Here is a 26060-nt window from a genome sequence, read left to right as displayed (position 1 = left end):
GCCATGAGCCGAAGCTTAGGGTGTGCATTTATGCACGCGGTAGCAGAGCGTAGTGTGACATAGTTCCATTCCTCCTTAGATCCTTCGGGGTCATTGGAGGATCGGAGCTTTCTGTGAAGCCGGCCTGTGAGGGATCCGGTGGAGAGATCACTAGTGAGAATGATGACATGAGTAGCGACAAAGGGGGTGAGAGACCCCCTCGCCGAAAATCCAAGGGTTCCTGCTTAAAGCTAATCTGAGCAGGGTAAGCCGGCCCCTAAGGCGAGGCCGAAAGGCGTAGCCGATGGGAACCAGGTTAATATTCCTGGGCCAGAAGGAAGTGACGGATCTCGAAGGTTGTTCATCCTTATCGGATTGAATGGGCAGCTTAGAGGTTCCTGGAAATAGCCCTTCATGAGACCGTACCCTAAACCGACACAGGTGGATAGGTAGAGTATACCAAGGCGCTTGAGAGAACGATGTTGAAGGAACTCGGCAAAATACCTCCGTAAGTTCGCGAGAAGGAGGCCCAGTTTCTACGCAAGTATTGACTGGGGGCACAAACCAGGGGGTGGCGACTGTTTACTAAAAACACAGGGCTCTGCGAAGTCGCAAGACGACGTATAGGGTCTGACGCCTGCCCGGTGCCGGAAGGTTAAAAGGAGGTGTGCAAGCACCGAATTGAAGCCCCGGTAAACGGCGGCCGTAACTATAACGGTCCTAAGGTAGCGAAATTCCTTGTCGGGTAAGTTCCGACCTGCACGAATGGCGTAACGACTTCCCCGCTGTCTCCAACATCGACTCAGCGAAATTGAATTGCCTGTCAAGATGCAGGCTTCCCGCGGTTAGACGGAAAGACCCCGTGCACCTTTACTACAGCTTCGCACTGGCATCAGGCACAACATGTGCAGAATAGGTGGTGGGCTTCGAAGCAGGGACGCCAGTTCCTGTGGAGCCTCCTTTGAGATACCACCCTTGTTCTGCTTGATGTCTAACCGCGGTCCGTTATCCGGATCCGGGACCCTGCGTGGTGGGTAGTTTGACTGGGGCGGTCGCCTCCTAAAGCGTAACGGAGGCGCGCGAAGGTTGGCTCAGAGCGGTCGGAAATCGCTCGTTGAGTGCAATGGCAGAAGCCAGCCTGACTGCGAGACTGACAAGTCGAGCAGAGTCGAAAGACGGCCATAGTGATCCGGTGGTCCCGAGTGGAAGGGCCATCGCTCAACGGATAAAAGGTACGCCGGGGATAACAGGCTGATACTGCCCAAGAGTCCATATCGACGGCAGTGTTTGGCACCTCGATGTCGGCTCATCTCATCCTGGGGCTGGAGCAGGTCCCAAGGGTATGGCTGTTCGCCATTTAAAGAGGTACGTGAGCTGGGTTTAGAACGTCGTGAGACAGTTCGGTCCCTATCTGCCGTGGGTGTAGGATACTTGAGAGGAGTTGCCCCTAGTACGAGAGGACCGGGGTGAACGATCCACTGGTGGACCAGTTGTCGTGCCAACGGCAGTGCTGGGTAGCTATGATCGGAAAGGATAACCGCTGAAGGCATCTAAGCGGGAAGCCCCCCTCAAAACAAGGTATCCCTGAGGACCGTGGAAGACTACCACGTCGATAGGCCGGAGATGTAAGCATGGTAACATGCTCAGTTGACCGGTACTAATGGTCCGATAGGCTTGATTTGATCCAGTAGAAGACAAATCTACTGATAAATCAAAAGCATACACAAAAGTGTACCAACTTGGATATTTGGAAAACCAAATTCGGGCTCAAGTAGCCGAAGGCGGTAGCCCAAATAAAATTGGATTTTTACTCGGTTTGGTGGTCATAGCACAAGTGAAACACCCGGTCCCATCCCGAACCCGGCCGTTAAGCACTGTCGCGCCAATGGTACTGCGTCTTAAGACGTGGGAGAGTAGGTCACCGCCAAACCTAGTAAAAATCCAACCTATCCTCTCAATACGATCACATAAATCAAAAAACGCCCTTCGCACAAAAGCGAGGGGCGTTTTGATGTCTAAAACACAAAAAATACAAAATATATATGGGAAGAGCGTAGGCGCAGTCCCCGAGGCAGTTATTGCTGAAGTTGGACGAGAGAAGTGTTCGTTGAATCGTGCTAGAACTCCTACCGGCTGCCCACTCGCGCTCTCCTCCACCACGCCAACCACAATCTCCACCCGCTCCCTGGCAAACTCCACCAGATGCGGCCTGTCAAAAAACCGCGCCGCCGCCTCGTAACGTAAACGGTCTGGGGGAGTGCTGTGAATGAGAACGGGATCGGTGCGGATGGTTGATCGGTGTCGGCGTTGACGCGTAAAAGTGACGGGATTGCCGGGCGCAGGGCATCGGCCGACATAATCAAGGAAATAGACTGGGGCAGGGGAGAGAGTGCCCGTCGCCAGCTGTGTGAGCGGCGCCCGAAAGTGATGGCGGATGACATCATGCGGACTGCGTGTTCAATGCATCACCTGAACGATCGGGGGGTGGCGTCGACATCGGTTCCTGGGCCCAAAGCTGCAATCGCATCTGGGGGGGCGAAATTGAGACCTTTCGCCCCGCCTGTTCGGCTTGGTGCTGTAACGGCCTGCAGTGCTTTGGAAAATCTGTGCCATGGGGTGGCAAACGGGATTCGAGGCCGCTCAAAGTAGATTTGTGCAAATGCATGCTTTTGCATGCCGGAAAAACCGGTTGCCTCACCCGGATATCCCCAAGAAAACGTCGCCTTGGAAAAAATATTTAACACCCCCTCTGGCAAGGGGGCGCGACAATATGTGACAGGTCATGACAGTTTTTATCGTTTCTTTGCATGATGTTACAAATAGATGCGTAACACATTCAAAACTTTAGCTTTATCTGGAGAGCCCTCAGTTCAAAGGCGACGTCAAAAAACTTTGATTTAGGTCAATTGGTCGTGCTCACGACCGCGTTATCAGTTGAACAGCCAGCCAGAAACAGCGAGCACTCCGTTGAACGCAACCCCTTCAAGACGCGCCCTTTTGAGAGGCAAGATCCACGAGATCCAACACCAGCGCCCGCCGGGGGCTGCGGGTGAAATCGCCTTTCATGACAGCTGCACCCAGTGCGGTGATTGCGCGCGCGCCTGCCCCGAGGGGATCATCCTGCGCGACAAGCAGGGGCTGCCTGCCCTGGATTTCTCGCGCGGGGCCTGCACCTTCTGCAATGCCTGTATCGATGCCTGTGAACCGGCTGCACTGAGCGCGGATCGCGCATTTCCCTGGCGGGTCAGCGCGTCTCAGTCCTGCATGTCGATGAATGGCGTGATGTGTCGCGCCTGTCAGGATCATTGCGATCAGGGCGCCATTCGTTTCCAACTGCAACTGGGTGGATCCGCCCAGCCACAGTTTGATCTTGATGCCTGCAACGGCTGTGGCGGCTGTGTCGCCCCATGCCCGGTAGGCGCCATTGAATTCATCCAAATCCAACCCCAACCGGAGGCCCGCCCATGCTGAATATCTGCGGCTGCCTGGTGCATACGATGCCCGACAAGACCCAAGAGGTCATGGCGGCCATTGATGCCACAGAGGGCGGCGAAGTTCATGCCCATGAAGACGGACGCATTGTTGTGACCGTCGAAGATACATCCGAGATGCGCGCATCAGACCAGATCATGGAGATGCACCAGATCCCGGGCGTGATCACTGTCACGCTCACCTATCATCACTTCGAAGAGCTCGACGAGGATGTCGAGGGTTCTTCGCCGACCAAACACTGAAACGGGAGACCCATCATGACCACGTCCCGCCGCACATTCCTTAAAGCCAGTGCCGCTGCCGCAACCGCGTCGGCCGCTGGTATCACCCTGCCGGAAACGGCCGCCGCCCAGGTGCGCAAGCCCGACATCCGTTGGGACAAAGCTGCCTGCCGCTTCTGCGGCACGGGCTGCTCGGTTCTGGTCGGTGTGAAAGACGGCAAAGTTGTCGCCACCCAAGGTGACCCGGAAGCCCCGGTGAACCGCGGGTTGAACTGCATCAAAGGCTACTTCCTGTCCAAGATCATGTACGGCAAAGACCGCCTGACCACGCCGCTTCTGCGCAAGTCGAACGGCGTTTTCGACAAGGAAGGTGAGTTCGAACCGGTCAGCTGGGACGAAGCCTTTGACGTGATGGCCGAGAAATGGAAAGACGCGCTGGCCAAGAAAGGCCCGACCGCTGTGTCCATGTTCGGCTCGGGCCAATGGACCGTCTGGGAAGGTTATGCCGCCGCCAAGTTCATGAAGGCTGGCCTGCGCTCGAACAACATCGACCCGAACGCCCGTCACTGTATGGCTTCGGCCGTGGCTGCCTTCATGCGCACCTTCGGCATCGACGAGCCGATGGGTTGCTATGACGACCTTGAACACGCCGATACCTTCGTGCTCTGGGGCTCGAACATGGCCGAGATGCACCCGATCCTGTGGTCGCGTCTGACCGACACCCGCCTGACCAAGCCGGGCGCTGAGGTGCATGTTCTGTCGACGTTTGAGCACCGCTCGTTCGAGCTGGCCGACAATGGCATGGTCTTCGAGCCGCAAACCGATCTGGCGATCCTGAACTACATCGCCAACTACATCATCCAGAATGATGCGGTGAACTGGGACTTTGTTGAAAAGCACACCCATTTCAAACGCACCGCCACGGATATCGGTTATGGCCTGCGCCCGACCCACGAACTGGAACAGGCGGCTGCCAACCCGGCCCATGACGGTAAGCACGGCAAACTGTCGGATATGACCTTTGAAGAGTATAAAGAGGCCGTTGCCCCTTATACCCTTGAATATACGTCGAAACTGTCCGGTGTGCCGGCCGCCAAGCTGGAACAGCTGGCCAAGCAATATGCCGATCCGAACCGCAAGGTGATGTCGCTCTGGACCATGGGCTTCAACCAGCATACCCGCGGTTCCTGGGTGAACTCGCTGATGTATAACGTGCACCTTCTGGTGGGCAAAATCGCAGAGCCGGGCAACTCGCCCTTCTCGCTGACCGGTCAGCCCTCTGCCTGTGGCACCGCGCGTGAGGTTGGCACCTTTGCCCACCGTCTGCCCGCCGACATGGTGGTCATGAACGAAAAGCACCGCGATCTGGCCGAAGAGAAATGGAAACTGCCGAAAGGCACCATTCCCGCCAAACCGGGCTTTCACGCCGTGCTGCAGCACCGCAAACTGAAAGATGGCGATCTGAACTGTCACTGGGTGCAGTGCACGAACAACCTGCAAGCGGCCCCGAACATGAATGAAGAAGGCTATCCGGGCTATCGCAACCCGGAAAACTTCATCACCGTGTCCGACCCGTACCCGACCGTGACCGCGCTGGCCGCCGACCTCATTCTGCCCACCGCCATGTGGGTTGAGAAGGAAGGCGCCTATGGCAACGCCGAACGCCGCACCCAATTCTGGCGTCAGCAGGTGGATGCGCCGGGCGAAGCCCGCTCGGATGTCTGGCAGGTGATGGAATTCTCGAAACGCTTCAAGGCCGAAGAAGTCTGGCCGGAAGAGCTGCTCGCCCAGATGCCGGAATATCGTGGCAAGACCCTGTTTGAGATCCTTTATGAAAACGGCAAGGTCAACAAATACCCCGTGTCGCAAACCGCTGATGGGTTCAACAACCAGGAATCGAAGGAATTCGGCTTCTACGTCCAGAAAGGTCTGTTCGAGGAATATGCCGATTTCGGGCGCGGCAAGGCGCATGACCTGGCTGATTTCGACACCTACCACCAGGCCCGTGGCCTGCGCTGGCCGGTGGTTGACGGCAAGGAAACGCTCTACCGCTTCCGCGAAGGCTATGACCCTTACGTGAAAGAAGGCGCCGGCGTGGAATTCTACGGCAAGCCCGATGGCAAGGCGAACATCATCTTCGCCCCCTATGAAGCGCCTGCGGAAAGCCCGAATGAAGAGTTCGACCTGTGGCTGATCACCGGCCGTGTGCTGGAACACTGGCACTCCGGTTCGATGACCCGTCGCGTGCCCGAGCTGCACCGCTCCTTCCCGTCCGCCGTGGTGTTCATGCACCCGGAAGACGCCAAGGAACGTGGTCTGCGGCGCGGACAGGAGATCGTGATCTCTTCGAAACGCGGCGAGATGACCTCGCGGGTCGAAACCCGTGGTCGGAACAAACCGCCGCGCGGCTCGGTCTTCGTGCCGTGGTTCGATGAAAGCCAGCTGATCAACAAGCTGACCCTGGACGCAACTTGCCCGATTTCGAAAGAAACCGACTTCAAGAAATGCGCCTGTAAAGTCGAACGCGCTTAACCTGTAACGATACTACGGAAACCAAACCCATGTCCGCCGCCTCCAACCGCAACCCCAAATCGCCGAACCGGCGCCGCTTCCTTCAGGATGCGGCACGGGCGGCGGGGGCGTGCGCTGTGGCGGGCATGGCCATCACCAAACTGGCCACGGATGCGCGGGCTTTGCCTGCACAGGCCATTCGCCCGCCGGGGGCGCTGCCTGAAGAGGATTTTCTGGCGGCCTGCATCCGCTGTGGGCTTTGCGTGCGCGATTGCCCCTATGACACGCTGGTGCTTGCCGAACTGGGTATTGATGGCCCGGCGACCGGCACACCGTTTTTCACCGCGCGGGATGTGCCCTGCGAAATGTGTGATGATATTCCCTGTGTGGTCGCCTGCCCAACCGGCGCGCTGGACCACTCCCTGACCAATATTGACGACGCCCGTATGGGCCTGGCCGTCCTGATCGACGAAGAGCGGTGCCTCAATGCGCTCGGCCTGCGTTGCGACGTCTGCTACCGCGTCTGCCCGGTGATTGACGAAGCGATCACGCTGGAACGCCGCCACAATGAACGCTCCGGCCACCATGCGATCTTCATGCCCGTGGTGCATTCCGATCATTGCACCGGCTGTGGCAAATGCGAAAAATCCTGTGTGCTGCCGGGGGAAAGCGCGATCAAGGTGCTGCCGATCCGGGTTGCCACCGCCGAGGCCGCAGACCATTACAAGCTGGGTTGGGAAGATCGCAACCCGCTGGTGGACGAGTTGATCGACCTGCCGGACCGCCTGCCCGGACCGGGCACGGACAACCTTGTGGCGCCGGGGGGATACCTGCCCGAGGCCAGCCTGTTTGAAGGCATGCCGGACCCGAATATGGATGGGGGCTTTACCCCGTCCTTCTCGCTTCCCGGAACTGGGGGGGCAGGGCAATGAGCGACAAGACCGCACTTCCTGTCGGCCGCGAAGCCATCGACGAAAAGGGCTGGTGGAAAGCACATCAGTTCCTGATCCTGCGCCGCCTCAGCCAGTTGTTTTTCCTTGGGATTTTCCTGCTTGGCCCCTGGGCTGGCATCTGGTGGGTGAAAGGCAATCTGGCCGGATCGCTGACCTTTGATATCCTGCCGCTGACCGACCCCTTTGTGCTGTTGCAGGGCCTGGTGGCGCTGCACTGGCCAGAGATGACCGCCATCATCGGCGCGGTGATTGTCGCCGTGGCCTATGCGCTGATCGGCGGGCGGGTCTATTGCAGCTGGGTCTGCCCGATCAACCCGGTGACCGATGGCGCCCATTGGCTGCACGACAAACTGGGCTTTGCCAAAGGCTGGCAGCCCAAGCGCAACACCCGTTACTGGGTTCTGGGCATGGTTTTGGCCGTGTCCGCCCTGACCGGCACCATTGCGTGGGAATTCGTCAACCCGATCTCGATGCTGCATCGCGGCCTGATCTTCGGCATGGGCTTTGCCTGGACCTTTGTTCTTGCGGTCTTCATCTTCGACTTCGCCGTGTCACGGCGGGGCTGGTGTGGGCATCTGTGCCCGGTGGGGGCCTTTTACGGGCTTCTGGGCAAGGGATCCGTGCTGCGGGTCAGCGCCACCAAACGGGCCGAATGCGACGATTGCATGGATTGTTTTGCCGTCTGCCCGGAAATGCATGTTATCACCCCGGCGCTGCGCGGCGCCGAGGAGGACACCCCGATCATCCTGTCATCCGACTGCACCAATTGTGGACGTTGCATCGACGTCTGCGCACCGGATGTCTTCAAGTTCACCACCCGGTTCGATGAAACCCCCGCGCCAGCCCGCGCGGTACGCCGGAATACCAAACGTCAACCCGAGGCCAGTCGCGCGGCCTGACTAAACACGGGAGTAGCCCAATGAGAAAGCAACTTTTGATCAGCGCCATCGTCGTCCCGACGCTTTTGGCCAGTGCCGTCTGGGCACAGAACGCGGGTGGCGTTCAGACCCTGCGTGGTGCCGGCGTCGACGAGCCTGTGGCCGTTGAAGACGTCTTCCACCAGGACAAGGACCGGTTCACCCGGAACTATCGCCAGCAGCCGCCGCTCATTCCGCATTCGATCGAGAAATACCAGATCGACCTGAAGGCGAACCGCTGCCTGTCCTGCCATGACTGGACCAATGCAGGCGAGCGCAACGCACCAACCCTGTCGATGACCCACTATCAGGACCGCGCTGGCAACCAGCTGGATGTCGTGGCCGGTACCCGCTGGTTCTGCAACCAGTGCCACGTGCCGCAGGTGGATGCGCCTGCGCTGGTGGAAAACACCTTTGAAGCCTCTAACTGAGGCGGAGATGTGCAAGGGAAAGGATAACAGATATGTCTGATGCAAATCCCGGCTTCATCCGCCGCCTTTGGAACTGGTTCTGGACGCCGACCGGCGCGATCTCTCTGGGGGCGCTTCTGGTCTCTGGCTTTATCGCCGGGGTGGTGTTCTGGGGGGGCTTCCACTGGGCGCTTGAGATGACCAACAAGGAAGAGTTCTGTATCTCGTGTCACGAGATGGAAAACAACGCCTTCGCCGAATATCAGGGCTCGATCCACCAGTCCAACCGCTCGGGCGTTCGGGCCACCTGCCCGGATTGTCACGTGCCCAAGGATTGGGGTCCGAAGATCATCCGCAAGATCAAGGCCACCAAAGAGCTCTACGGTCACTTCATCTCGAAATCGATCTGGACCCGCGAGAAATTCGAGGATCACCGGATTGAACTGGCCGCCAATGAATGGCGCCGGATGAAATCCACCGACTCGCAGGAATGCCGCAACTGTCACAATTTCGACTACATGGACTTCACGGTTCAGGAAAACCGCGCCGCCGACAACCACCAGGTTGCGCTGGACGAAGGCAAGACCTGCATCGACTGTCACCAGGGCATCGCGCATGAGCTGCCCGAAGGCTGGCAGGAACGCTATGAGCAAGTGGTCGATCAGATGGCCGCTGCTGGTGAATTGCCGCTGCCTTCCGGGCGCACCGTGGCCGACGCAAAAGGTGAGATCGAGGGCTACCTGACCTCAGGGAACTGAGCATTTCACCTGCGGTTTCGCTAAAACGAGCAGACACTGGGCCGGGCTTTTGCCTGGCCCTTTTTCGTGAAAGTGTTTCCATATTCTGTTGAAACAGCGCGATGTGGAAACGCTTTCAGATGAGGGGGGGAAGGCCGGGGTGGAAAAACCACGCGCTCTTGACACCGCTCAAGGCCGTGGGTCGCTGCCTCGCCTACAAGCGGCCAGAAACATGCCAGAACCAGATCAGGACCGGATCAGGAGACCGAGATGAAACTTGCCTTCACCATCGCACCGGGACGCGGCGAAACAAACGCCCTGCTTGCCGAGATCGCCGAGGCGCTGATTGCCCGCAGGCTGCGGGTGATCGGCACCGTGCAAATTGATACGGACCGGGGCGAAGATCGCAAATGCGACATGGATGTGAAAGTGCTGCCCAACGGACCGCTGATCCGCATTTCGGAAGATCGCGGTGTGGGCGCGCGCGGCTGCCGACTGGACACGGATGCGCTTGAGGGGGCAGTTGCCGATACCGAGGCCGCGCTGGCGCAGGGGGCGGATCTGTTGCTGGTCAACAAATTCGGCAAACATGAGGCGGAAGGGCGCGGTTTTCGCTCCGCCATCGCCACGGCGCTTGCCCAGGACATCCCGGTGCTGGTCGGGGTCAACAAGCTCAACCGTGACGCCTTTGAGGCCTTTTGCGGACGCGAGGCGCAGGAACTGACCGCAGAGGCCGATGTGATCATGAATTGGCTCAACCAGGCCACCAAAGGGGCGTAGAGGGGCGAGTCCCCTTGGCGCGCGCATATGGCAGGTTATCTTTTGCGAAAGTTGTGGGCGTGTGACGTCCCTTGCTCATAGGGCTCGCCTAGCCCTGTTCCAGCAATGCTTTCACTGAGGATAAGAGTGCAATAATCCTCTCCAATGCAAACAGCAGGACACCGAAAAGGGCGCTGGAAACCGCAGCCCACATCATCAGAGTGTTCCATTCAAGAGCGGCGTCCGCAAACACCAGAGCGCTAAATGTCCACAGCAAATAAGCAATCAGTCTCAAAACAGGCATGTCAAATCTCCTTATGGGAAAATTCAGACCTGTGGCTGATCAAAAGTCAATCGGAGGGCTTTTTTGTGTTTTGGCAACTACAACAGCTCACAAAACTGCGGGACACCCTACCGCTAACCTATTGATATGTATCGGAGGATTTTCCGCTGCTGCGGGAAACCTAGGCGCTAATTTGATTGGGTGAATGGTGGAAGTGGTGGGCGACCTTGGAATCGAACCAAGCGTGCGTCTCCGCGAGGGAGTTACAGTCCCCTGCCACACCTTGCGGCCTGTCGCCCACTTCCTTGAAAGGACAAGGTAAAACCGCGTCTGTCCAAGTTTCCGAGAAGGCTTACTCTCGGTTGCTTCGATTACAGTTGGTAATGTACGGGTGAATCGTGTGTCAACCCTTACAGCTTTTGGTGGTGCGTTTTCTCTAGCTTTAGACGCCCGGATCTCTCTTGAAGTCTTTCGTCAGTCGGGGTTGTTTCTGCGTAGGGTTACCCCCAACTTCTTCATAAGGGGGAACATTTGTAACTCATGATTTGAGTGGACCGATTGCAGGGAACCGGATTTGCATACAGAAATACTAGACTATCTACAGGACCAAAACATCGTTGTGCCTCTCTTGGCAGCCTTGTTTGGTGGATCTCTTTCTATGGCCGGTTCCGTTGTAGCTGTGTGGAGGACTAATCGACATGCTCGGATCGAACGTGAAAATGAGCGAGAGGAACTTCTAGCGGGGAAGGCCTATGAGGCATTCTTTAAGCTTTTGGATGGTTATAATTTCATTGGCCACCTCAATAGAGAAATTGATCAGATGTTTGACAACGCCTCTGAAGATGGTGATGAAGACATGGAACCTAGTGCCAAGGTAATGGCAATTGTGGGAGCAGAGATGCCTCCTGAGCAAATTCATGCATCAGAAGTGGCGTTTCTGATTGGTGAAAAAAATGCTGAGCTTTTAAATGATGTGCACCTAATCCAGCGGCGTATAGCTAACACCTATGCTGTAATCAGCACCTACAATGAATTGAGATTAGAGTTCCAAAAATTCCTCGAAGAAAGCTTTAAGAATGCTGACTTGAGTGCTGGGACTCGTATGTCGACTTCTCTTGAAGGTGCGGATGCAACGCGAGCAGAGATGCGCATTTCGGCAATGAATAACTTACTTGGTCAAATAATGGAGAATTTGGAGCAAGATATTCCTGAATCTTGGAGAGTACTTAGTGAGTTCAATCAGGTGGCAAGTGAGAGGTTTGGGGACAAGTATCCAAAATTTAAGTTAAAAAGAATTGATGTTTGAAAGCAGGAAGCGGCATCAAGCAGAAGCTAACCTGCGATTTAAGTCCTTCGGAAACCCCGCTCGAGCCTAAACCCGAGAGGGGGATGGTTGGTGGTGCCAGTTAAATTTTTACAGGGAAATCCAGAGCGCTTTCTGGAATATTCCCACTGTAGTCCACGTAACCCTCAGGTTCCTTAGGTGACACCCGATTATGAACCACGACTTTCACGGCGTTTCCAATGTCTGTTGCTGTCGCAGAACCACTTTCAAGTTTGTCGATCAACGCACGAACGAGAAGGCCATTGAGTTGCTCGAGTTCCTCACGAGATGCGTTGGGTTCCACTTGGTCAGTTTTCGTTTCTGTCATGCTTGCCCCTTGTCACGCATACGGACTGTAAAGCTGATCAAAGTGCTGTTGTAGTTCGCTGGCATCCATCTTCCCGAGGGCGGCAGCGGTCCACATCTGACGCACCAACTTTTGTTCAGCGGGATTGCCATTTTCAAAGCGATCTACAAGGAAATCGACCCGATCATGACCAAGGCCATCCCCAACTTCTAAGGCTTCTAGGATGTTGTCGCCCCCAACTTCCCGCATGGCTTCATATTGCTCGTGGACAACCTGTTCATTCATTCCCAAATGCCGCGCTGCATAGTCTAATCCAGCTTCACCGATTTCACCGTTTTCGACGATATCGCTTGCAAAGGTGTTCAGGACGTTCTCCGCGTTGCCATCAGTGGCCATGTCGATTTGGGCGGCAAGAAGATCAGTACCCTCTAGAGGGGCGTCTGAGGGCCGCTCAGCGTTCTCTGCGGCTGCCTCAAAGACCTCCTGAGGAGTTACTCTTTGCCCTTCTAGGTTGGTCACCAATCCCAAAGAAACTGCTGTCTCGTATTCGACTTCGATGCCTTCAATCATGATGATATCGTTGGGACGGTGTTCGCCGTTGACATACTGGCGAGAACCGCCGCGCACGACTACGTCGAGATCGTTACCCATCTCCTCGTCACTGATCCAGTTGTCGTGCTTGTGGAAATGGCCTTTGGCAATCTTTTCACCAGTGATGTTCCTTGCGGAAGAAACCAGTTCGTTATCGGTGGCGAAGTTGGATTCAGGGGAGGTGTTAGGGTTCTGAATTGCATTAATTTCTTGTGTCATTTTCATTTCTTTCATTTTTTTTGATTGCTGGGGGTTAGGTGGGTGAGGCCCAGCGCCTCTACCGTCCGTGAAAGAAGACGGTGATCAGATACCCAGTTCTTGCCGATTGCATGTTCAACGGCTTGATTGAGTTCTTTTCCTATGGCTCGGACAATTGGTCCGGCTTTGAAATCCGAGATGTAAACCTTCTTCTCGGTTTTCTTGGTAATTGGGATTGGTAGGTTTTGGCGGGGATCGTCAGAGATATACCACGGCTTCTTCCAGCCAATGATAGTTTCCTCGGTTTTCGTCTTCGAGAAACCTGAGTTCCTCAGGACGAAATACCCCGCCCAGGTATTCACGAAATGGTCTTTCTCGCGTTTGAACTTTCGTTTCCCCTCAGGCATCTCCCAGAGGAACTCGGACCAAAGGCGGCAAGCCATGTAGCGAACCATGGCGTCAGAGAGGGAATTGTTCTGACGATGGTAGTAGTGGCTCAGAATGACCCAGCCTTTGGCCTGTTGTGTAAAACCTTCGTGGCCTTCAAGCCGATAGAAAGGGAGAGCAAAGGAAGGGTGGTTTCGGATGGTTCTCTGAGCCGACCCCCAAGACGCTTTGAATTTTTTTCGATCAAAATCAGTTGTTAGATAATCACCCTCGAACCAATCTCGAATGGCACCCTCAATTGCTTGAAGTTGACTTTGGGTGGGCAAATTCCCAATTGCCCGACCATAGCGTCGATATCGCTTGTTGTGATCAAGGCAATAGGTTGAAAGGTTATAGCGTTGACGGTCGCAATTTGAAATCGAGCAAACCTTACGTTTGTTCTCTGCTGCATAGGCTTCCCGTTTTTGATTTCGGTACTCCCTAGAGGCTGCACTGCGACCACCAAAGGTGACAGGAAGATTAGGCTTTTTTGTCATCACATTTCGTGAAAACAGAAAGACGAAGAACACCATCACTTGGTGTCTTTCGATTGGGTCCACCGCTTCTAATCGTAACTCCAACCCTCTCAAGTTGGTGTCTGGCGTATGAATTCTCGGGGTATAACGCTTGTTTGGCATAGGTTCGCCAATCGCAGTTGTTCATACCAAGTTCGTGTCGGACATTTGAAGGAAGATAATCACCGTCAGGCTTTTCAGCGAAATAAGAGCAGAGTGCTGCTGTCGTATATTTATGGTGCATGGTTACTTTTGTTGTTTGTGCTTGGACCCACAAATGGCATGGATCGAAAGAAGTTTTGAGCGAACCAAAATCCAATTGATCATGGCTGCGTTCAGCATCATCAGGTCCACCTCAGGAAACCTCGCGTCCATCATGAAGCCATGACAGGTAGTTCAGAGCGGATGTAGCTAGCAGACGTTCAGGAAACCTGAGTTTCCATGGGGGCGAGGAGGGATCTTCAAAAGTGACAAGGAAATCACCTTTTTCCGTTTTGGTAACTGATCCTGAGTTTCTTGAGTCTTTGCTAACGAGGCGGTTCGCCATGTTTTCAGCGTGAGAGACGGAGCGGAGATTAGATGGGCGATTGTCAAATGGAATGCGGTTGATGTGATCAATGACCCTTGGTGGTTCTTCATGATGTACCAAGAGCCAAATCAAGCGGTGCACGAGAAACCTGACCCGCCCTAGTTCTGGATGAGTGATCCCGGCGATGATATGAGGCATCTTAGGGCACGGGTTTTTACCGACCTTTCGTCCCGCGTGTTGATCGTTCCATGCATTCCATCTTCCTTCACTCTGGAAGTGGTGTCGGGGACGTTCTTTCCACGTCAGATAGCCTTGCTCTATGTGCGATGTGTCGAAGCAATCATGGAGGAAGGCTAGGTTTCCTGACTGAAGAAGTTGTTGGGTTTTTGTCAAAATAATTTCCTTTTCGTTCAAAGCGATAAGCGTCCCACCGATTTGCTCGGTGAGTTGATAGGATTTTTCAAGTTGGATTTAGGAGGTAGTGAGGTTCCCTTTATATAGGGTGTCCCCGCTTTTCCTCGTGACGCAGAGGGTCAGACTGCGAGTTCTTGTGTAGGCGTGGTGGGGCGGATCTTGTTTGGGTATTCGTCACCAGAATTATACCAAGGGTGAACATTGGGCCTGTCCGAGAAGTCCCCTTTATTTAGGGTGTCCCCGCTTTTTCTTTTTAGGAAGCCTCGGCCATTATCTGTAGTCCCATCCTCCTCAATCACGCCAGTGGGTGGCTCAGGGACTTCACCACGGACGACAAGGGCAATAGGTGCAGCCCAAGGTGACCAGAGGGTATAGCGATTTGCCGCTTGCGAAATGGTGCAGTAGACGCCGGGTGAACTTCTAAAGAAAAGCCATCGATCGTTGGGATTTGGTTTGATGAGCTTTGGCGTTGTCAGAATATCTCGAACGAGAGGCGAGTGTCCGTCTCGTGCCAATCGAATGATCGTCTCAAGGTAACCCAGCCGTTCTCCGGGGGGCATGGTGTAAAGGCGCTCAGCCATCCTCATCGCTAGCTCAAACTTTCTTGCCTGATCTTGCGCCTTAGAAATGCTGTTAGCAGCGTTGACGGGCTGGATTTCTCTAGCTTTGCGCTTCTTTTCTCGGTCGCGACAACGGGGAGAGCAGTATGTCTTATTGGACCTGTAAGGAAACAGGTTTCCGCAAGATGGACAAAGGGAGTGGGAGGGCGGAGAAGCATTCTCCCCCGTCAGAGTTTCTATCAGTGCATTCAATGTGCTTCGTGTCGTTGTTTGGTTTGGGTGAGATCAGAACTGGTAGATGATCAGTTCACCTTGGGAGTCTTTGGTTAGACCCAACCCAGCTACCTTCAGTGCGACCTGAGCAGGATTTGATGCTCGCATGGTCAATAGTCGGTTTAGATGGGTGGACCCTGTTTTGGGGTCGGTGGTTTTCAAACTGGCTTCGTATAAGGACATGGTTGTCTTGCCTCCAAGTAGTTGGTGTTGAAAAAGGGGATAGAGACCGTTGGGTAGCGGTCAGGAAAAGAGCGATTCCGCATGGGAAAGCGGAGCTGCAATGCGCTGTCTCTCCATATGGCGGGTAAATTCAGATCTCGCTGAGTGGATCGGCAATGGCGAGTTTTGCGCTCTTCATATGAGGTGTTTATTGCCGCGCCTGATTGAAGAGGCGTCAAAGCGGCATCTCTGTAGTAGGTGTTAATTCACTTCAGCCGGATAGGCAGAGCCGATCAATGAGTGTGCTGTGTTCAATATGACGTCTTAATTAGTAGCGACCAATTGAAGGTTCGTTGAATCTACATCTCCATAGTGCTGGTTTATTGGCTAAGGCAGTGTTGGTGCGTGTCTCCATAGGGTAACTTTTCTCACTGAATCGCACAAAACCCTGACAAGCACCTATTTAACTATCTGTTTTATAAGGAATGACTGCGAGTATTTCTCATCGAACCACCTGCGTATGACTCTGTTCGAAAGCGGTATTCAGGGCAGGAAGATGGGTTGTTTGTCCTAGGTTTGCCCATGGGGGTGCCGGGGGAAGATGCCGAGGCGACACACCGATATACAGTTGCAGACTTTCTCCCAAGAACTCGTCCCTTTTCGGTTGAGCGATACAACAAAAGCGGTAAATACTGTTCGAGTATAAATAATAAGGGCAAGATACTGTGACTAAAACATATTCGACCGATGAGGTGTCCATCGACCACGCCAATTTGCTGGTATTAAGAGAGCAGGGCAAACTACAGCTTGGCATGAATAATGAAATGGCAATGAAGCTCGTAGCTGCGGGTCACGGGCCAAAGAAAGGAGGCGCGAATGCAGCGACAAACTTCTTCACTTGGCTGGCATTGGGAGTATTCGTCGTATCTATCTATTACAGCTTTACCGATAGGTGGTGGTGGTTCATCCTAGGTTTCTTTGTGATGCGTCTGATTTGGAATGCAGTCAAAAACTCAACACCCGACAACCTTTTAGATGCGGCAATGTACGATTCTGAATTCTATGAAAAGCTTCGAACAGCAGGTATTTGGCTCTACCAGATGGATGAGGAAGTAGCTCGGGAGTATACAGTTGCGAGCTAAACCGGAACTTCGACATTCTTGATGGTTGGGAAGGGAGGGCCAGCGGTTCGGCTAGCCCTCTCAGGAACTGTTCTACGCCCAACTCAAAACAACTCAGATTGCGAGTCAGAAGGACGCATTCAGACCTCCACCAAGCTCAACATTAAGCGCCTCGAAGGTGATCTTGACGATCTCACTGAGGTCGCCTCGCTTGGCGTAGACAGACAAGCCAATGTCGTCGCTGTTAGAATGCCCTACAGCTAAGTTTCTGGCCTCTTTGGCAACACCTGCATTTACCAAAGCTGAAACAGCAGATCGGCGGAATGAGTGCATATCCCACTGATCATTATCAGGGAGGGTCTTACGGGCCTTCTCTAGTGCTTTGCCGAGATAGTGACTGAGATACCTGTCATAACCGCCGCGTAGTAGGCGAGGGAAAAGGATACCTTTGTTCTCGGGGCATGAAGGCTCAGTGATCTTAGCTCGTCCTATAGCTCCTCTAAGCAACTCGCAGTCGTCTTCACCAACGATCATCACTAGACGGTTTCCGGCCTCAGTCTTTGCCTCACGGATCGACAAGCGAATATGATCACCGTGATCGTCTATGTCATGGAGGTGAAGCCCCGCGATTTCCCCAAGTCTGCATCCGGTCACCCAAAGCAACCTGACAGTGACATACATTTCGAATTGGTATTTGAGGCGGTTGTTGCTGGCGATGTAGCTAAGCAGGGCTTCCGCTTCGTCTCTGGTAACTGGCCTAAGGTTCTTTCGCCGGGGATCCACTTTTTTACTTTGACCTGCCAATCGACGCAGCAGGGAAGAAAACGGGTTCTTCATATCCTGATCGACAAGTCCCCAATGTTCCAAGACGCGCCAATATGAGGCGAGACAGATTTGATGTGTAGACAAGCTTCGGTGAGATAGAGGTTTCCCGGTGCGTTCTGAGGGAGTGACCTTGAGGTGATCAATGTACTGCAGCGCCATCGCGCGGTTGATCTTGGTTACATCGGTGTTGCCCGAGAATTCTTCAAATCGCTCTAGGATGCGGCGGTATCTGTGACGCGTTGCATTCTTGATGCCATCGCTTTCGGACAACCAGCGTTGGGCTGTCTCTCTTACAGTTGTTCCTGTCTGTTGTCTTTTAGTTGGCGCTGGGCGAACTTGATGTTCCCCAAAGAGGTTCGCTTTGATTTCTGCAAGCACTTCTGATCGGTTTGCTAAGGCTTCTGCTAAGTCGGTCGTTCCGAGTGATCGAATGATCTCTTTCTTGCCGACAACAGATTGGATTTCGGTGGGTACAGAGTACCGCAACGAGTAAACGCTGCCACGCTTGAAGATGCCCTTGGGAAGTGTGCGGGTCATAGCTCAATTCTCCCTTACATTGGAGAGAGCAAACCCTTGAAAACGTTGGAAAATGGTGGGCGACCTTGGAATCGAACCAAGCGTGCGTCTCCGCGAGGGAGTTACAGTCCCCTGCCACACCTTGCGGCCTGTCGCCCACTTCCTTTGCGCCAGAGCGCTGGAATGGGGGCTGATTAAACCGCCACACTGCGGGGGTCAAGCGGAAAAACAAAGGAAATTGACTTGTCTCTGCGCGCCATTGGACGCATTGTCCGGGTCTCGTTGTTTTTAAGGGCGATCAGGGACAAACAGGTCATGAAAAAACCAAAATGGGTGGTTCAGAAAGAGAAAGCCAAGCGCGTGGCCGAGGCGGAAACCGTCTGGCTGTTTGGCCTGCATGCGGTGCGTGATGCTCTGGTGAACCCGAAGCGTGAGAAACTGCGCCTGATCGTGACCAAAAACGCCCATGACAAGCTGGCCGAGGCGATTGGGGAAAGTGGAATCACACCGGAAATGGTGGATCCGCGCAAGTTTCCCAATGTGCTTGACCCGCAATCGGTGCACCAAGGGGCAGCGCTTGAGGTGAAACCCCTGAAATGGGGCAGCCTCGCGGATCGTGCCGTGGATGCGGGCGAGGGGCAGCCGATCATGGTGCTGCTCGACCGGGTGACAGATCCGCATAATGTGGGGGCTATCTTGCGCTCTGCCGAAGTATTCGGGGCCAATGCGGTTGTGGGCACGGCCCGCGGCTCTGCGCCGGAAACCGGGGCGCTGGCGAAAACCGCCTCAGGCGCGCTGGAGCGTCAGCCCTACCTGCGCATTCGCAACCTTGCCGAGGCGATGGAGGAGCTCAGGGCGATGGGTTATGTGGTGCTGGGCCTGGATGGTGAGGCCGAGGACACGATCGAGACCGCGCTGGGCAATTTCCCCAACCGTCCCGTGGCGTTGGTGCTAGGGGCCGAAGGGCCGGGTCTGCGCGAGAAAACCAAGGCGACCTGTGACCAGCTGGTCAAGATCCCCTTTGCGCGCGAGTTTGGCTCGCTCAATGTTTCCAACGCCGCAGCGGTGGCGCTTTACGCCACCCGCAGCTCGCGCTGAGACAGGCGGTTGCCTGAGGGCGGCGTCGCCGCAGGCGGGTGACAGTCTGCGGATCAACTTGTCCTGACATTCCGGTGAGGTGGGGTGCAAAACGGATCGCGAGAGGGCAGGTTATGAGGCGAAAGGAGACCCTCATGTCCACATTCCCCCTCTCTCGCGCCCTCTCGCGCCGCGCTGTTCTGGCAGGTTTTGCAACCGCCCCCTTTGCCGGTCTTGTCCTCACCCGCCCTGCGCTGGCCGCAAGCGATCCTGTTTATAACGAAGCGGGCATTGCCTGGGATGGGCACGACCCCGTTGCCTATTTTACCAAAGGCGCCCCCACACCGGGCAACGAGGCGTTTTCGGCCGAGTATAAAGGGGCCAGGGTGCTGTTTTCGTCGGCTGAAACCCGCGATATGTTTGTCACCAGCCCCGAGACATACGCCCCGCAATTCGGGGGCTACTGCGCCTATGCGGCCAGCAAGGGGTATCTTGCCCCGACCGTGCCCGAAGCCTGGACCGTGTTTGAAGACAAGCTTTACCTGAATTTCAGCCTGCGCGCGCGGGAGCTGTGGCTCCAGGATGTGCCGGGGAATGTGGCCAAGGGCAATGCCAACTGGCCGGGCATTCTGGATGGCTGAGGCCTTGTTTTCGGAAAGCCCGCGCTCGCATCGGATCACAGCCGCGTGTGAAAGGCTTTAACCCGCCGCGACAGACCTTATGTCTTGAACAGAAAGCGGGACGGAACCCTGCTTTCGATCACACTGTCCCTCGTTCCGAGAACTGCGCCCGCACCGTGAGCTGTGGGCGCTTTTTTTGTCCGTTTCCTGTCTGGGCGGGGGCGGAATTGGAAGGCGCGCGTGGTTGGAGCCGCACGACGCCACGTTCTTTCATCTTGCTTGTTGAATATGAGGGGGCGGATGTTATCTCTGCCTCATGACACAGACAGACACCGATGCCCGCCTTCGACAGATTCTTGCAACGACCCGCGTGATCGGGCTGGTTGGCCTGTCCAACAAGCCGGACCGTGCCAGCCATCGGGTGGCGGCGTTTCTGGCCGGGAAGGGTTATCGCGTGATCGGGGTCAATCCCGGGCTGGCCGGACAGGAAATGTTTGGCGAAGAGGTGGTTGCAGATGTGCGCAGCCTGCCGCCCGAGACCGACATGATTGATCTTTTCCGTGCGTCTGAGGCGGTGGGGCCGATTGTCGACGCGGCGCTGGAGGCGCTGCCCGGCCTGCGCACGGTCTGGATGCAGCTGGAGATTTTCAATGCCGGGGCGCGGGCAGCCGGTGAGGCAAAGGGCATTGCGGTGATCGAGGATCGCTGTCCGAAGATCGAATATCCACGCCTGTTTGGCGACCGGTCCTTGGCAGAGGTGCAAAAGGTGAGCGTGTAAGGGGCGCTGCCCCTCGCGAGGCAATCTCGCTCACCCCGGAGTATTTGGGCCAAGAAGAAGGGGGCGCGGGTTAGGATCGCGACGCTTTTTCCTCGATCCCGGAGAGGCCCTGACGACGGGCGAGTTCTTGGAGCACGTCGTCCAGAGACACATCACGGGCGGCGAGCATGACCAGCAGGTGATAAAGGACGTCGGCGGCCTCATAGGTGAGGTTTTCGCGGTCGTTCCTGGCGGCGGCGATGATGGCCTCGATGGCTTCTTCGCCAAACTTCTCAGCGCATTTTTCCGGGCCTTTGGACAGGAGGCGGGCGGTCCAGGAGCTGTCCGGGTCGGCGGATTTGCGGGCTGCGATCGTGGCTTCGAGTGTTTTGAGAATGTCCATGTCAGTCAAGCCTCATGTCGATGCCGGCGGCCTGCATGTGTTCTTTGGCCTCGCGGATGGTGTATTCGCCGAAATGGAAGATGGAGGCGGCAAGCACGGCCGAGGCCCCGCCTTCGGTTACGCCTTCGACCAGGTGGTCGAGATTGCCCACGCCACCGGATGCAATCACCGGCACATGCACCGCGTCTGACACGGCGCGGGTGAGCGGCAGGTTGAAGCCCGCTTTGGTGCCATCGCGATCCATCGAGGTGAGCAGGATTTCCCCCGCGCCCTTGGCCTCCATCAGCAGGGCAAATTCCACCGCGTCAATCGGGTTGCCGTCGGAATCCAATGCGGGTTTACGCCCGCCATGGGTGAAGATGCCCCATTTGTTCGGCACGCCGTTCGCATCATGACCGATGGTCTTGGCGTCGATCGCCACCACGATACATTGCGACCCGAAACGGTCGGCCGAGCGGGCCACCACATCCGGGTCGGCCACGGCGGCGGAGTTGAACGACACCTTGTCTGCGCCGGCCAGAAGCAGGTCACGCACATCCCCCGGGCTGCGCACACCGCCGCCGATGGTCAGCGGCATGAAGCACTGCTCGGCCGTGCGGGTGGCCAGGTCATACATGGTGCCGCGATTTTCATGGGTGGCCTTGATGTCGAGAAAGCAGAGCTCGTCTGCGCCGGCGGCATCATAGGCGCGCGCCTGTTCCACCGGGTCGCCCGCGTCGATCAGGTCGACGAAGTTGACACCTTTCACTGTGCGGCCCTCGGCCACGTCGAGACAGGGGATGATACGGGTCTTGAGCATGGTGCCCTCGGTTGTTTGACGGGTTCGTGTCTACTGTGCTTGTGCCGCAGGTGCAATTGTCGTGCGCGCGATGCGGCGCATGGCATCGCGAACGATCAGGATGTGAAATGGCATGACCGCAGCCAGGTAGATATAGCCGGCCAGGTTATGGCGATGCACCCAGGTCGACATGTGGATTGTGCCTTTGGACTTATAGACCGAGATGCGGAAATCCTGATGCCAGTCATCCGTGCCCACGATCACCTCGTTTTCATCCTGAAATTCGAGCGGGAAGATGCTGTCCACATAGCCGTCGTCGATCCGTGTCTTGAACCCGAAGGGGGACAGGATGAGATTGCGGATGTTCAGAAGTGTCATGGCCCATGCGGGCAGGGCCAGCCCAACTTGCAGCGCCTCTTGCGCGGAAAGGGGGCTGGTTACGGCATAGCCGTCGATGAAGTCGCCCTTCGCGAATTTCTCCCAGAGCTTTGAGGTCCGGGGCAGGGGGGTGAGGCGAACCTGTTCCAAATTATGCGCTTCTCAAGACGCCCAGGGCCTCTTTCAAGTCAATTGCGCCGTCATAGAGCGCGCGGCCCGAGATGGCCCCGTTCAACGGCGCGCCGCAGTTTTTCAAGGCGCGCAGGTCGTCGAGTGAGCTGACCCCACCTGACGCGATCACCGGGATCTGCACGGCGCGGGCGAGATCGGCGGTGGCCTCAACATTCGGGCCCTGCATCGCGCCGTCGCGGTTGATGTCGGTATAGATGATGGCGGCCACGCCTGCGTCTTCAAAGGATTTGGCAAGGTCGGTGACCATCACGTCGGTCTCTTCCGCCCAGCCTTTGGTCGCCACGCGGCCATTGCGCGCGTCAATGCCCACGGCAACCTTGCCGGGGAATTCGCGTGCGGCTTCGCGCACCAGATCGGGGTTTTCGACGGCAACGGTGCCAAGGATCACGCGCGACAGCCCCTTCTCGATCCAGGTCGAGATCGTTGCCATATCGCGGATACCGCCGCCCAGCTGGGCGGGGACGTCGATGGCGGCCAGAATGCTTTCCACGGCGCTCGCGTTCACCGGTTCCCCTGCAAAAGCACCGTTCAGGTCCACCAGATGGATCCAGTCACACCCCGCGTCGGCAAAGGCCTTGGCCTGGGCTGCCGGGTCGTCGTTGAAAACGGTGGCCGCCTCCATCTCGCCGCGCAGCAGGCGCACGCATTGGCCGTCTTTCAGGTCGATGGCGGGGTAGAGGATCATGGCGGGCTCCTGAGATTCACAGTCTGGCGGTTGATGTCCCCGCGCTTTTGCCATGTGCGCGCGGTTTTGCCAAGCGCGGCTTCCCGTCACGTCACGGTTGCCACAGCGAAAATGCGCGGTCAGGATGGTGAAAAAACAACACGTGTTAACCAATGCAGATGTGTTTCAGGGAGAGAGAAATGAAGAAACTTCTGGTGGCAGCGGCGATGGGGCTTGCGCTGGGCGCACCCGCGCTGGCGGATCCTGTGCTGGGCACCTGGAAAACGCAGGTGGATGATGGCCATTACGCGCATATCAAGATGTCGAAATGTGATGGTGGCAAGATCTGTGGTGTGATCGACAAGGCCTTTGATGCCACGGGTGAAATCACCACGCCAAATATCGGCAAACGCCTTGTCTGGGGCATGCAGGCCCAGGGCGGTGGCGCGTATAAGAACGGCACGATCTGGCAACCGTCCACCGGCAAGGAATACAAATCCAAGATGACGCTTGCGGGGAGCAAGCTGGAGGTCGAGGGCTGTGTCTTGATCATTTGCAAGGCGCAGACCTGGACGCGTGTGAAGTAACACACGCAGGCAAAGCTGCCACTCAGGGACAACACTCACGAGAACGGGCGCCGGGGCAATTGCTCCGGCGCTTTTTCATGGGAAAAGAGAGGCTGCGCCCTTAGGGTTTCCAGGTCAGGAAATTGGCAATCATGCGCAGGCCGGTGGCCTGGCTTTTCTCCGGGTGAAACTGGGTGCCGACAATATTGTCGCGCCCGACAATGGCGGTGATGTCCCCGGCATAATCGCAATGGGCCAGGCGCTGGGCCGGATTGTCCACTTTCATGTGATAGGAATGCACGAAATAGACATGGGCGCCGGTTTCGATCCCGTCCAGCAGCGGGTGCGGAGTGTCGATCACCAGATCATTCCAGCCCATATGCGGCACCTTGTAGCTGGGCTCAGACGGGGTGATTTTCACCACTTCACCGGGGATCCATCCAAACCCGTCGGTATCTTGATATTCGCGACTGACACTGGCCAGCATCTGCATGCCGACGCAGATCCCCATGAACGGGCGCCCCTGGCGCATCACTGCCTCATCAATGGCTTCGAAAATGCCGCGATGATCGTCAAGCTGCTGCTTGCAGGCGGGAAAGGCCCCGTCGCCCGGCAGGACAATCCGGTCGGCGCGGGCCACATCTTCGGGGGACGAGGTGACAATCACCTCACCGGCCTCATGTTCCCGGGCCATGCGCTGAAACGCCTTTTCGGCCGAATGCAGGTTTCCGCTGTCGTAGTCGATGATCACGGTGCGCATGGGGATCCTCCGGTTGGTGCCCCTGATCTCGCGCAGAACCGGGGCAAGGTCAAGCCTGTGTTGGAGGGGAGAACGGCTCGTTGGGCTGGGTCAGATGATCCAGCATCGCCATCACCTCTTCCAGCGGCCCGATGGGAAAGCCGCTTTCTCCCGCTTTGCCGAATTGTCCGGTCAGGGCCACGCGGGTATAGCCATGCAGGAACGAACGCACCCGCAGCTCGACAATTTCAAGCGGCAGGTCTTCGCGCACAAAAGGCTGGCACTGGGTGCGAAAGATGTCCCAGGCGTCGCGCACGACCCTGTCCATCTTGCCCTCCATCACGTCCGGGACGTAAAGGGCAAACATTTCTTTGAACAGCGCCGGGCGGGCGAGGCAGAACGAGACATAGGTGCGGCATATGGTCTTGAGGCGGTGGAGCGGATCCTCGTCCACATCCTGCAGATCCTTGTGCAATTCGGCGGTGAACTGGCGAAATCCCTCAAGAACAACCGCGTGTTTCAACCCGGCGAGCCCGGCAAAATGGTGGGCGGGGGCGGCATGGGAAACCCCTGCACGGGCGGCACATTTTCGCAAGGTCAGCCCAGAGGATCCCTGTTCGCTCATCAAGGCCAGCCCGGCCGCAATCAGCGCCTCGCGCACATCCCCCCGTCTGAGCGGTGCCTTATCCGTTCCAGTTGCTTGCATAGGTTAACGATATTGCGCAGCGGGGCGAAGTCAACTCGCAACTTGACACTGTCAGGCTGGCTATGGTTTCTGTTTCACAGTTGGCGCGTGAATTGGCGTCAGGCTGGTAATGAGTTAATGATCAATTCCTGATCTTTATGACCCTCGACACGCCTGACGGTAAGCCAGCGAGTGTTATCTGGTTTTGCATTTTTAAGTCAGGTAGTTGTGTCGAGGGAGTTTGGCTGGCCTGTGAGGCTCTTTCCGGTCACGACCGGTCATATCCCCAAGATTAATGAGTAGACGGGCCAGCCGGACGCTCTCCTGACCCCTCCCACCTTGAAACTGAAATGGGGAAAACTCCGCTGCGGGGATCGTGTCGATGCGTTGGGCCCCGTTCTGCCCACCTCGTCCTGCCCGCCCCGTTTTGCGCGCCCCGTTTTGCGCCTGAGCCCCAGATTTCGGGACGACCTTTCCACAGGGATATCTCGGCCTTTATGCAAAAAACCGCGCCGAAGGGGCGCGGTTTGCTTGTCTGTTCTCAGTGGCGCTGGGCGTTACAGCGCGCCTTTGGTCGAGGGCAGGGCATCTGCCATGCGCGGATCACTTTCCACCGCCATGCGCAGCGCGCGGGCCACGGCCTTGAAGGCCGCTTCGGCAACGTGGTGGGCGTTGAAGCCGTGCAGTTGGTCCACATGCAGGGTGATCCCACCATGGGTCGACAGGGCCTGGAAAAACTCGCGCACCAGTTCGGTGTCGAAATTGCCGATCTTGGGGGCGGTGAACTCGACATTCCAGATCAGGAAAGGGCGGGCCGAAAGATCAAGCGCGGCGCGCACCTGTGCGTCATCCATCGGCAGGTGGCATTCGCCATAGCGCCGGATCCCCTTCTTGTCGCCAAGTGCCTGGGCCAGGGCCTGTCCCAATGCGATGCCGGTATCCTCAACCGTATGGTGATCATCAATGTGATAATCGCCCTTGGCGCGGATTGTCATGTCGATCAGCGAATGGCGTGACAGTTGATCCAGCATGTGGTCGAAAAAACCCACGCCGGTCTGGTTGTCATATTTGCCTGTGCCGTCGAGGTTGATCTCGACGCTGATCTCGGTTTCCGCTGTGCTGCGGCTGACCTTTGCGGTGCGCATCGCCGTATCCTTTATTCCGGTTTGCCAGTGTTA

The 26060-nt window shown here is 56.4% G+C and carries 27 protein-coding genes, 2 tRNA genes and 2 rRNA genes (1 of these 31 running past the window's edge); 16 read left to right on the top strand and 15 right to left on the bottom strand.

Annotated features, from left to right (window positions below; translation table 11 throughout):
• The 10 genes from XMD517_RS06775 to XMD517_RS06730 form a co-directional block, all read left to right on the top strand.
• Positions 1 to 1661 (top strand): 23S ribosomal RNA (locus tag XMD517_RS06775) (it extends 1170 nt beyond the left edge of the window).
• Between the two features lie 133 nt (positions 1662 to 1794).
• A 5S ribosomal RNA gene (rrf, locus tag XMD517_RS06770) occupies positions 1795 to 1909 on the top strand.
• Positions 1910 to 2976: 1067 nt separating this feature from the next.
• Positions 2977 to 3450 carry a ferredoxin-type protein NapF gene (gene napF / locus XMD517_RS06765; protein ID WP_235477354.1) on the top strand — a complete coding sequence of 158 codons (474 nt, stop codon included), beginning with the start codon at positions 2977 to 2979 and terminating at the stop codon, positions 3448 to 3450.
• Entirely contained in the window at positions 3444 to 3713 is a 270-nt protein-coding gene (locus tag XMD517_RS06760; RefSeq protein WP_173487556.1) for a chaperone NapD, read from the top strand. The genes napF and XMD517_RS06760 overlap by 7 nt, the downstream gene beginning before the upstream one ends.
• A 15-nt stretch (positions 3714 to 3728) precedes the next feature.
• A complete protein-coding gene (gene napA / locus XMD517_RS06755) occupies positions 3729 to 6224 on the top strand; it encodes a nitrate reductase catalytic subunit NapA (protein WP_173487555.1) in 2496 nt (831 codons plus the stop codon).
• Positions 6225 to 6253: 29 nt separating this feature from the next.
• Positions 6254 to 7135 carry a ferredoxin-type protein NapG gene (gene napG, locus XMD517_RS06750; RefSeq protein ID WP_173487554.1) on the top strand — a complete coding sequence of 294 codons (882 nt, stop codon included), beginning with the start codon at positions 6254 to 6256 and terminating at the stop codon, positions 7133 to 7135.
• Positions 7132 to 8055, top strand: a complete 924-nt coding sequence (gene napH, locus XMD517_RS06745) for a quinol dehydrogenase ferredoxin subunit NapH (RefSeq protein WP_173487553.1) — start codon at positions 7132 to 7134, stop codon at positions 8053 to 8055. Before napG ends, napH begins: the two co-directional genes overlap by 4 nt.
• A 20-nt stretch (positions 8056 to 8075) precedes the next feature.
• Positions 8076 to 8504, top strand: coding sequence for a nitrate reductase cytochrome c-type subunit (locus XMD517_RS06740; protein ID WP_173487552.1), 429 nt, complete (start codon positions 8076 to 8078; stop codon positions 8502 to 8504).
• Positions 8505 to 8536: 32 nt separating this feature from the next.
• On the top strand, positions 8537 to 9241 hold the full coding sequence (locus XMD517_RS06735) for a NapC/NirT family cytochrome c (protein ID WP_173487551.1): 705 nt from the start codon (positions 8537 to 8539) through the stop codon (positions 9239 to 9241).
• 249 nt (positions 9242 to 9490) lie between these two features.
• On the top strand, positions 9491 to 10000 hold the full coding sequence (locus XMD517_RS06730; protein ID WP_173487550.1) for a DUF2478 domain-containing protein: 510 nt from the start codon (positions 9491 to 9493) through the stop codon (positions 9998 to 10000).
• An 88-nt stretch (positions 10001 to 10088) separates the two neighbouring features.
• Here XMD517_RS06730 and XMD517_RS06725 read toward each other — a convergent pair whose 3' ends face one another.
• Positions 10089 to 10283 carry a hypothetical protein gene (locus XMD517_RS06725; protein WP_173487549.1) on the bottom strand — a complete coding sequence of 65 codons (195 nt, stop codon included), beginning with the start codon at positions 10281 to 10283 and terminating at the stop codon, positions 10089 to 10091.
• Positions 10284 to 10477: 194 nt separating this feature from the next.
• Positions 10478 to 10561 (bottom strand) — tRNA-Tyr (locus XMD517_RS06720).
• A 275-nt stretch (positions 10562 to 10836) separates the two neighbouring features.
• Between XMD517_RS06720 and XMD517_RS06715 the strand changes: the two genes are divergently transcribed.
• Complete coding sequence (locus XMD517_RS06715) at positions 10837 to 11568, top strand: hypothetical protein (protein WP_173488220.1); 732 nt, start codon at positions 10837 to 10839, stop codon at positions 11566 to 11568.
• A gap of 100 nt (positions 11569 to 11668) precedes the next feature.
• Here the strand turns inward: XMD517_RS06715 and XMD517_RS06710 are convergent, their stop codons facing one another.
• From XMD517_RS06710 to XMD517_RS15855, 4 genes are all read right to left on the bottom strand, one after another.
• Positions 11669 to 11914 carry a hypothetical protein gene (locus XMD517_RS06710; RefSeq protein WP_173488219.1) on the bottom strand — a complete coding sequence of 82 codons (246 nt, stop codon included), beginning with the start codon at positions 11912 to 11914 and terminating at the stop codon, positions 11669 to 11671.
• Positions 11915 to 11926: 12 nt separating this feature from the next.
• Positions 11927 to 12703, bottom strand: coding sequence for a hypothetical protein (locus XMD517_RS06705; protein ID WP_173488218.1), 777 nt, complete (start codon positions 12701 to 12703; stop codon positions 11927 to 11929).
• Positions 12704 to 12714: 11 nt separating this feature from the next.
• A complete protein-coding gene (locus tag XMD517_RS06700; protein ID WP_173488217.1) occupies positions 12715 to 13641 on the bottom strand; it encodes a hypothetical protein in 927 nt (308 codons plus the stop codon).
• 337 nt (positions 13642 to 13978) lie between these two features.
• Positions 13979 to 14350 (bottom strand): HNH endonuclease signature motif containing protein, encoded by a 372-nt coding sequence (locus XMD517_RS15855; RefSeq protein ID WP_371734360.1) that lies wholly within the window; start codon positions 14348 to 14350, stop codon positions 13979 to 13981.
• A gap of 1936 nt (positions 14351 to 16286) precedes the next feature.
• Here XMD517_RS15855 and XMD517_RS06690 point away from each other — a divergent pair.
• Positions 16287 to 16703: a hypothetical protein gene (locus XMD517_RS06690; RefSeq protein ID WP_173488216.1), complete on the top strand. Its 417-nt coding sequence runs from the start codon at positions 16287 to 16289 to the stop codon at positions 16701 to 16703.
• Positions 16704 to 16808: 105 nt separating this feature from the next.
• Here XMD517_RS06690 and XMD517_RS06685 read toward each other — a convergent pair whose 3' ends face one another.
• Both XMD517_RS06685 and XMD517_RS06680 read right to left on the bottom strand, forming a co-directional pair.
• Positions 16809 to 18044: a DUF6538 domain-containing protein gene (locus XMD517_RS06685; protein WP_173488215.1), complete on the bottom strand. Its 1236-nt coding sequence runs from the start codon at positions 18042 to 18044 to the stop codon at positions 16809 to 16811.
• A 53-nt stretch (positions 18045 to 18097) separates the two neighbouring features.
• Positions 18098 to 18181: transfer RNA gene (locus XMD517_RS06680), tRNA-Tyr, on the bottom strand.
• A gap of 157 nt (positions 18182 to 18338) precedes the next feature.
• On the opposite strand from XMD517_RS06680, the gene rlmB reads away from it, so the two are divergent.
• The 3 genes from rlmB to XMD517_RS06665 all read left to right on the top strand — a co-directional run bounded on the left by rlmB (position 18339) and on the right by XMD517_RS06665 (position 20498).
• On the top strand, positions 18339 to 19121 hold the full coding sequence (rlmB, locus tag XMD517_RS06675; RefSeq protein ID WP_173487548.1) for a 23S rRNA (guanosine(2251)-2'-O)-methyltransferase RlmB: 783 nt from the start codon (positions 18339 to 18341) through the stop codon (positions 19119 to 19121).
• Positions 19122 to 19255: 134 nt separating this feature from the next.
• Entirely contained in the window at positions 19256 to 19741 is a 486-nt protein-coding gene (locus XMD517_RS06670; protein ID WP_173487547.1) for a YHS domain-containing (seleno)protein, read from the top strand.
• 295 nt (positions 19742 to 20036) lie between these two features.
• On the top strand, positions 20037 to 20498 hold the full coding sequence (locus XMD517_RS06665) for a CoA-binding protein (protein WP_173487546.1): 462 nt from the start codon (positions 20037 to 20039) through the stop codon (positions 20496 to 20498).
• Between the two features lie 70 nt (positions 20499 to 20568).
• Here the strand turns inward: XMD517_RS06665 and XMD517_RS06660 are convergent, their stop codons facing one another.
• Genes XMD517_RS06660 through hisA form a run of 4 tightly spaced genes read right to left on the bottom strand, consistent with a single transcriptional unit; the run spans position 20569 to position 22913 of the window.
• Complete coding sequence (locus XMD517_RS06660; protein WP_173487545.1) at positions 20569 to 20880, bottom strand: phosphoribosyl-ATP diphosphatase; 312 nt, start codon at positions 20878 to 20880, stop codon at positions 20569 to 20571.
• A 1-nt stretch (position 20881) separates the two neighbouring features.
• Positions 20882 to 21679, bottom strand: coding sequence for an imidazole glycerol phosphate synthase subunit HisF (hisF, locus tag XMD517_RS06655; RefSeq protein ID WP_173487544.1), 798 nt, complete (start codon positions 21677 to 21679; stop codon positions 20882 to 20884).
• A gap of 30 nt (positions 21680 to 21709) precedes the next feature.
• The gene (locus XMD517_RS06650; protein WP_173487543.1) at positions 21710 to 22186 is read right to left on the bottom strand and encodes a DUF2867 domain-containing protein; all 477 of its coding nucleotides are present in this window, start codon (positions 22184 to 22186) and stop codon (positions 21710 to 21712) included.
• 1 nt (position 22187) lies between these two features.
• The gene (gene hisA / locus XMD517_RS06645) at positions 22188 to 22913 is read right to left on the bottom strand and encodes a 1-(5-phosphoribosyl)-5-[(5-phosphoribosylamino)methylideneamino]imidazole-4-carboxamide isomerase (protein ID WP_173487542.1); all 726 of its coding nucleotides are present in this window, start codon (positions 22911 to 22913) and stop codon (positions 22188 to 22190) included.
• A gap of 179 nt (positions 22914 to 23092) precedes the next feature.
• Here hisA and XMD517_RS06640 point away from each other — a divergent pair, with 179 nt between their 5' ends.
• Complete coding sequence (locus XMD517_RS06640) at positions 23093 to 23479, top strand: DUF2147 domain-containing protein (protein ID WP_173487541.1); 387 nt, start codon at positions 23093 to 23095, stop codon at positions 23477 to 23479.
• 100 nt (positions 23480 to 23579) lie between these two features.
• On the opposite strand, the gene hisH is transcribed toward XMD517_RS06640, so the two are convergent.
• From hisH to hisB, 3 genes are all read right to left on the bottom strand, one after another.
• Entirely contained in the window at positions 23580 to 24218 is a 639-nt protein-coding gene (gene hisH, locus XMD517_RS06635; protein ID WP_173487540.1) for an imidazole glycerol phosphate synthase subunit HisH, read from the bottom strand.
• Positions 24219 to 24267: 49 nt separating this feature from the next.
• Complete coding sequence (locus XMD517_RS06630; RefSeq protein WP_173487539.1) at positions 24268 to 24903, bottom strand: TetR/AcrR family transcriptional regulator; 636 nt, start codon at positions 24901 to 24903, stop codon at positions 24268 to 24270.
• Between the two features lie 536 nt (positions 24904 to 25439).
• A complete protein-coding gene (gene hisB, locus XMD517_RS06625; RefSeq protein ID WP_055190498.1) occupies positions 25440 to 26027 on the bottom strand; it encodes an imidazoleglycerol-phosphate dehydratase HisB in 588 nt (195 codons plus the stop codon).
• Positions 26028 to 26060: the final 33 nt, after the last annotated feature.

Origin of the sequence: Aliiroseovarius sp. xm-d-517, from assembly GCF_013283135.1 — a bacterium.
GTDB classification, from domain to species: Bacteria; Pseudomonadota; Alphaproteobacteria; order Rhodobacterales; family Rhodobacteraceae; genus Aliiroseovarius; species Aliiroseovarius crassostreae.
Note: the sequence above shows the minus strand (reverse complement) of the source record. Positions and strands in the feature narration are given on the sequence as shown.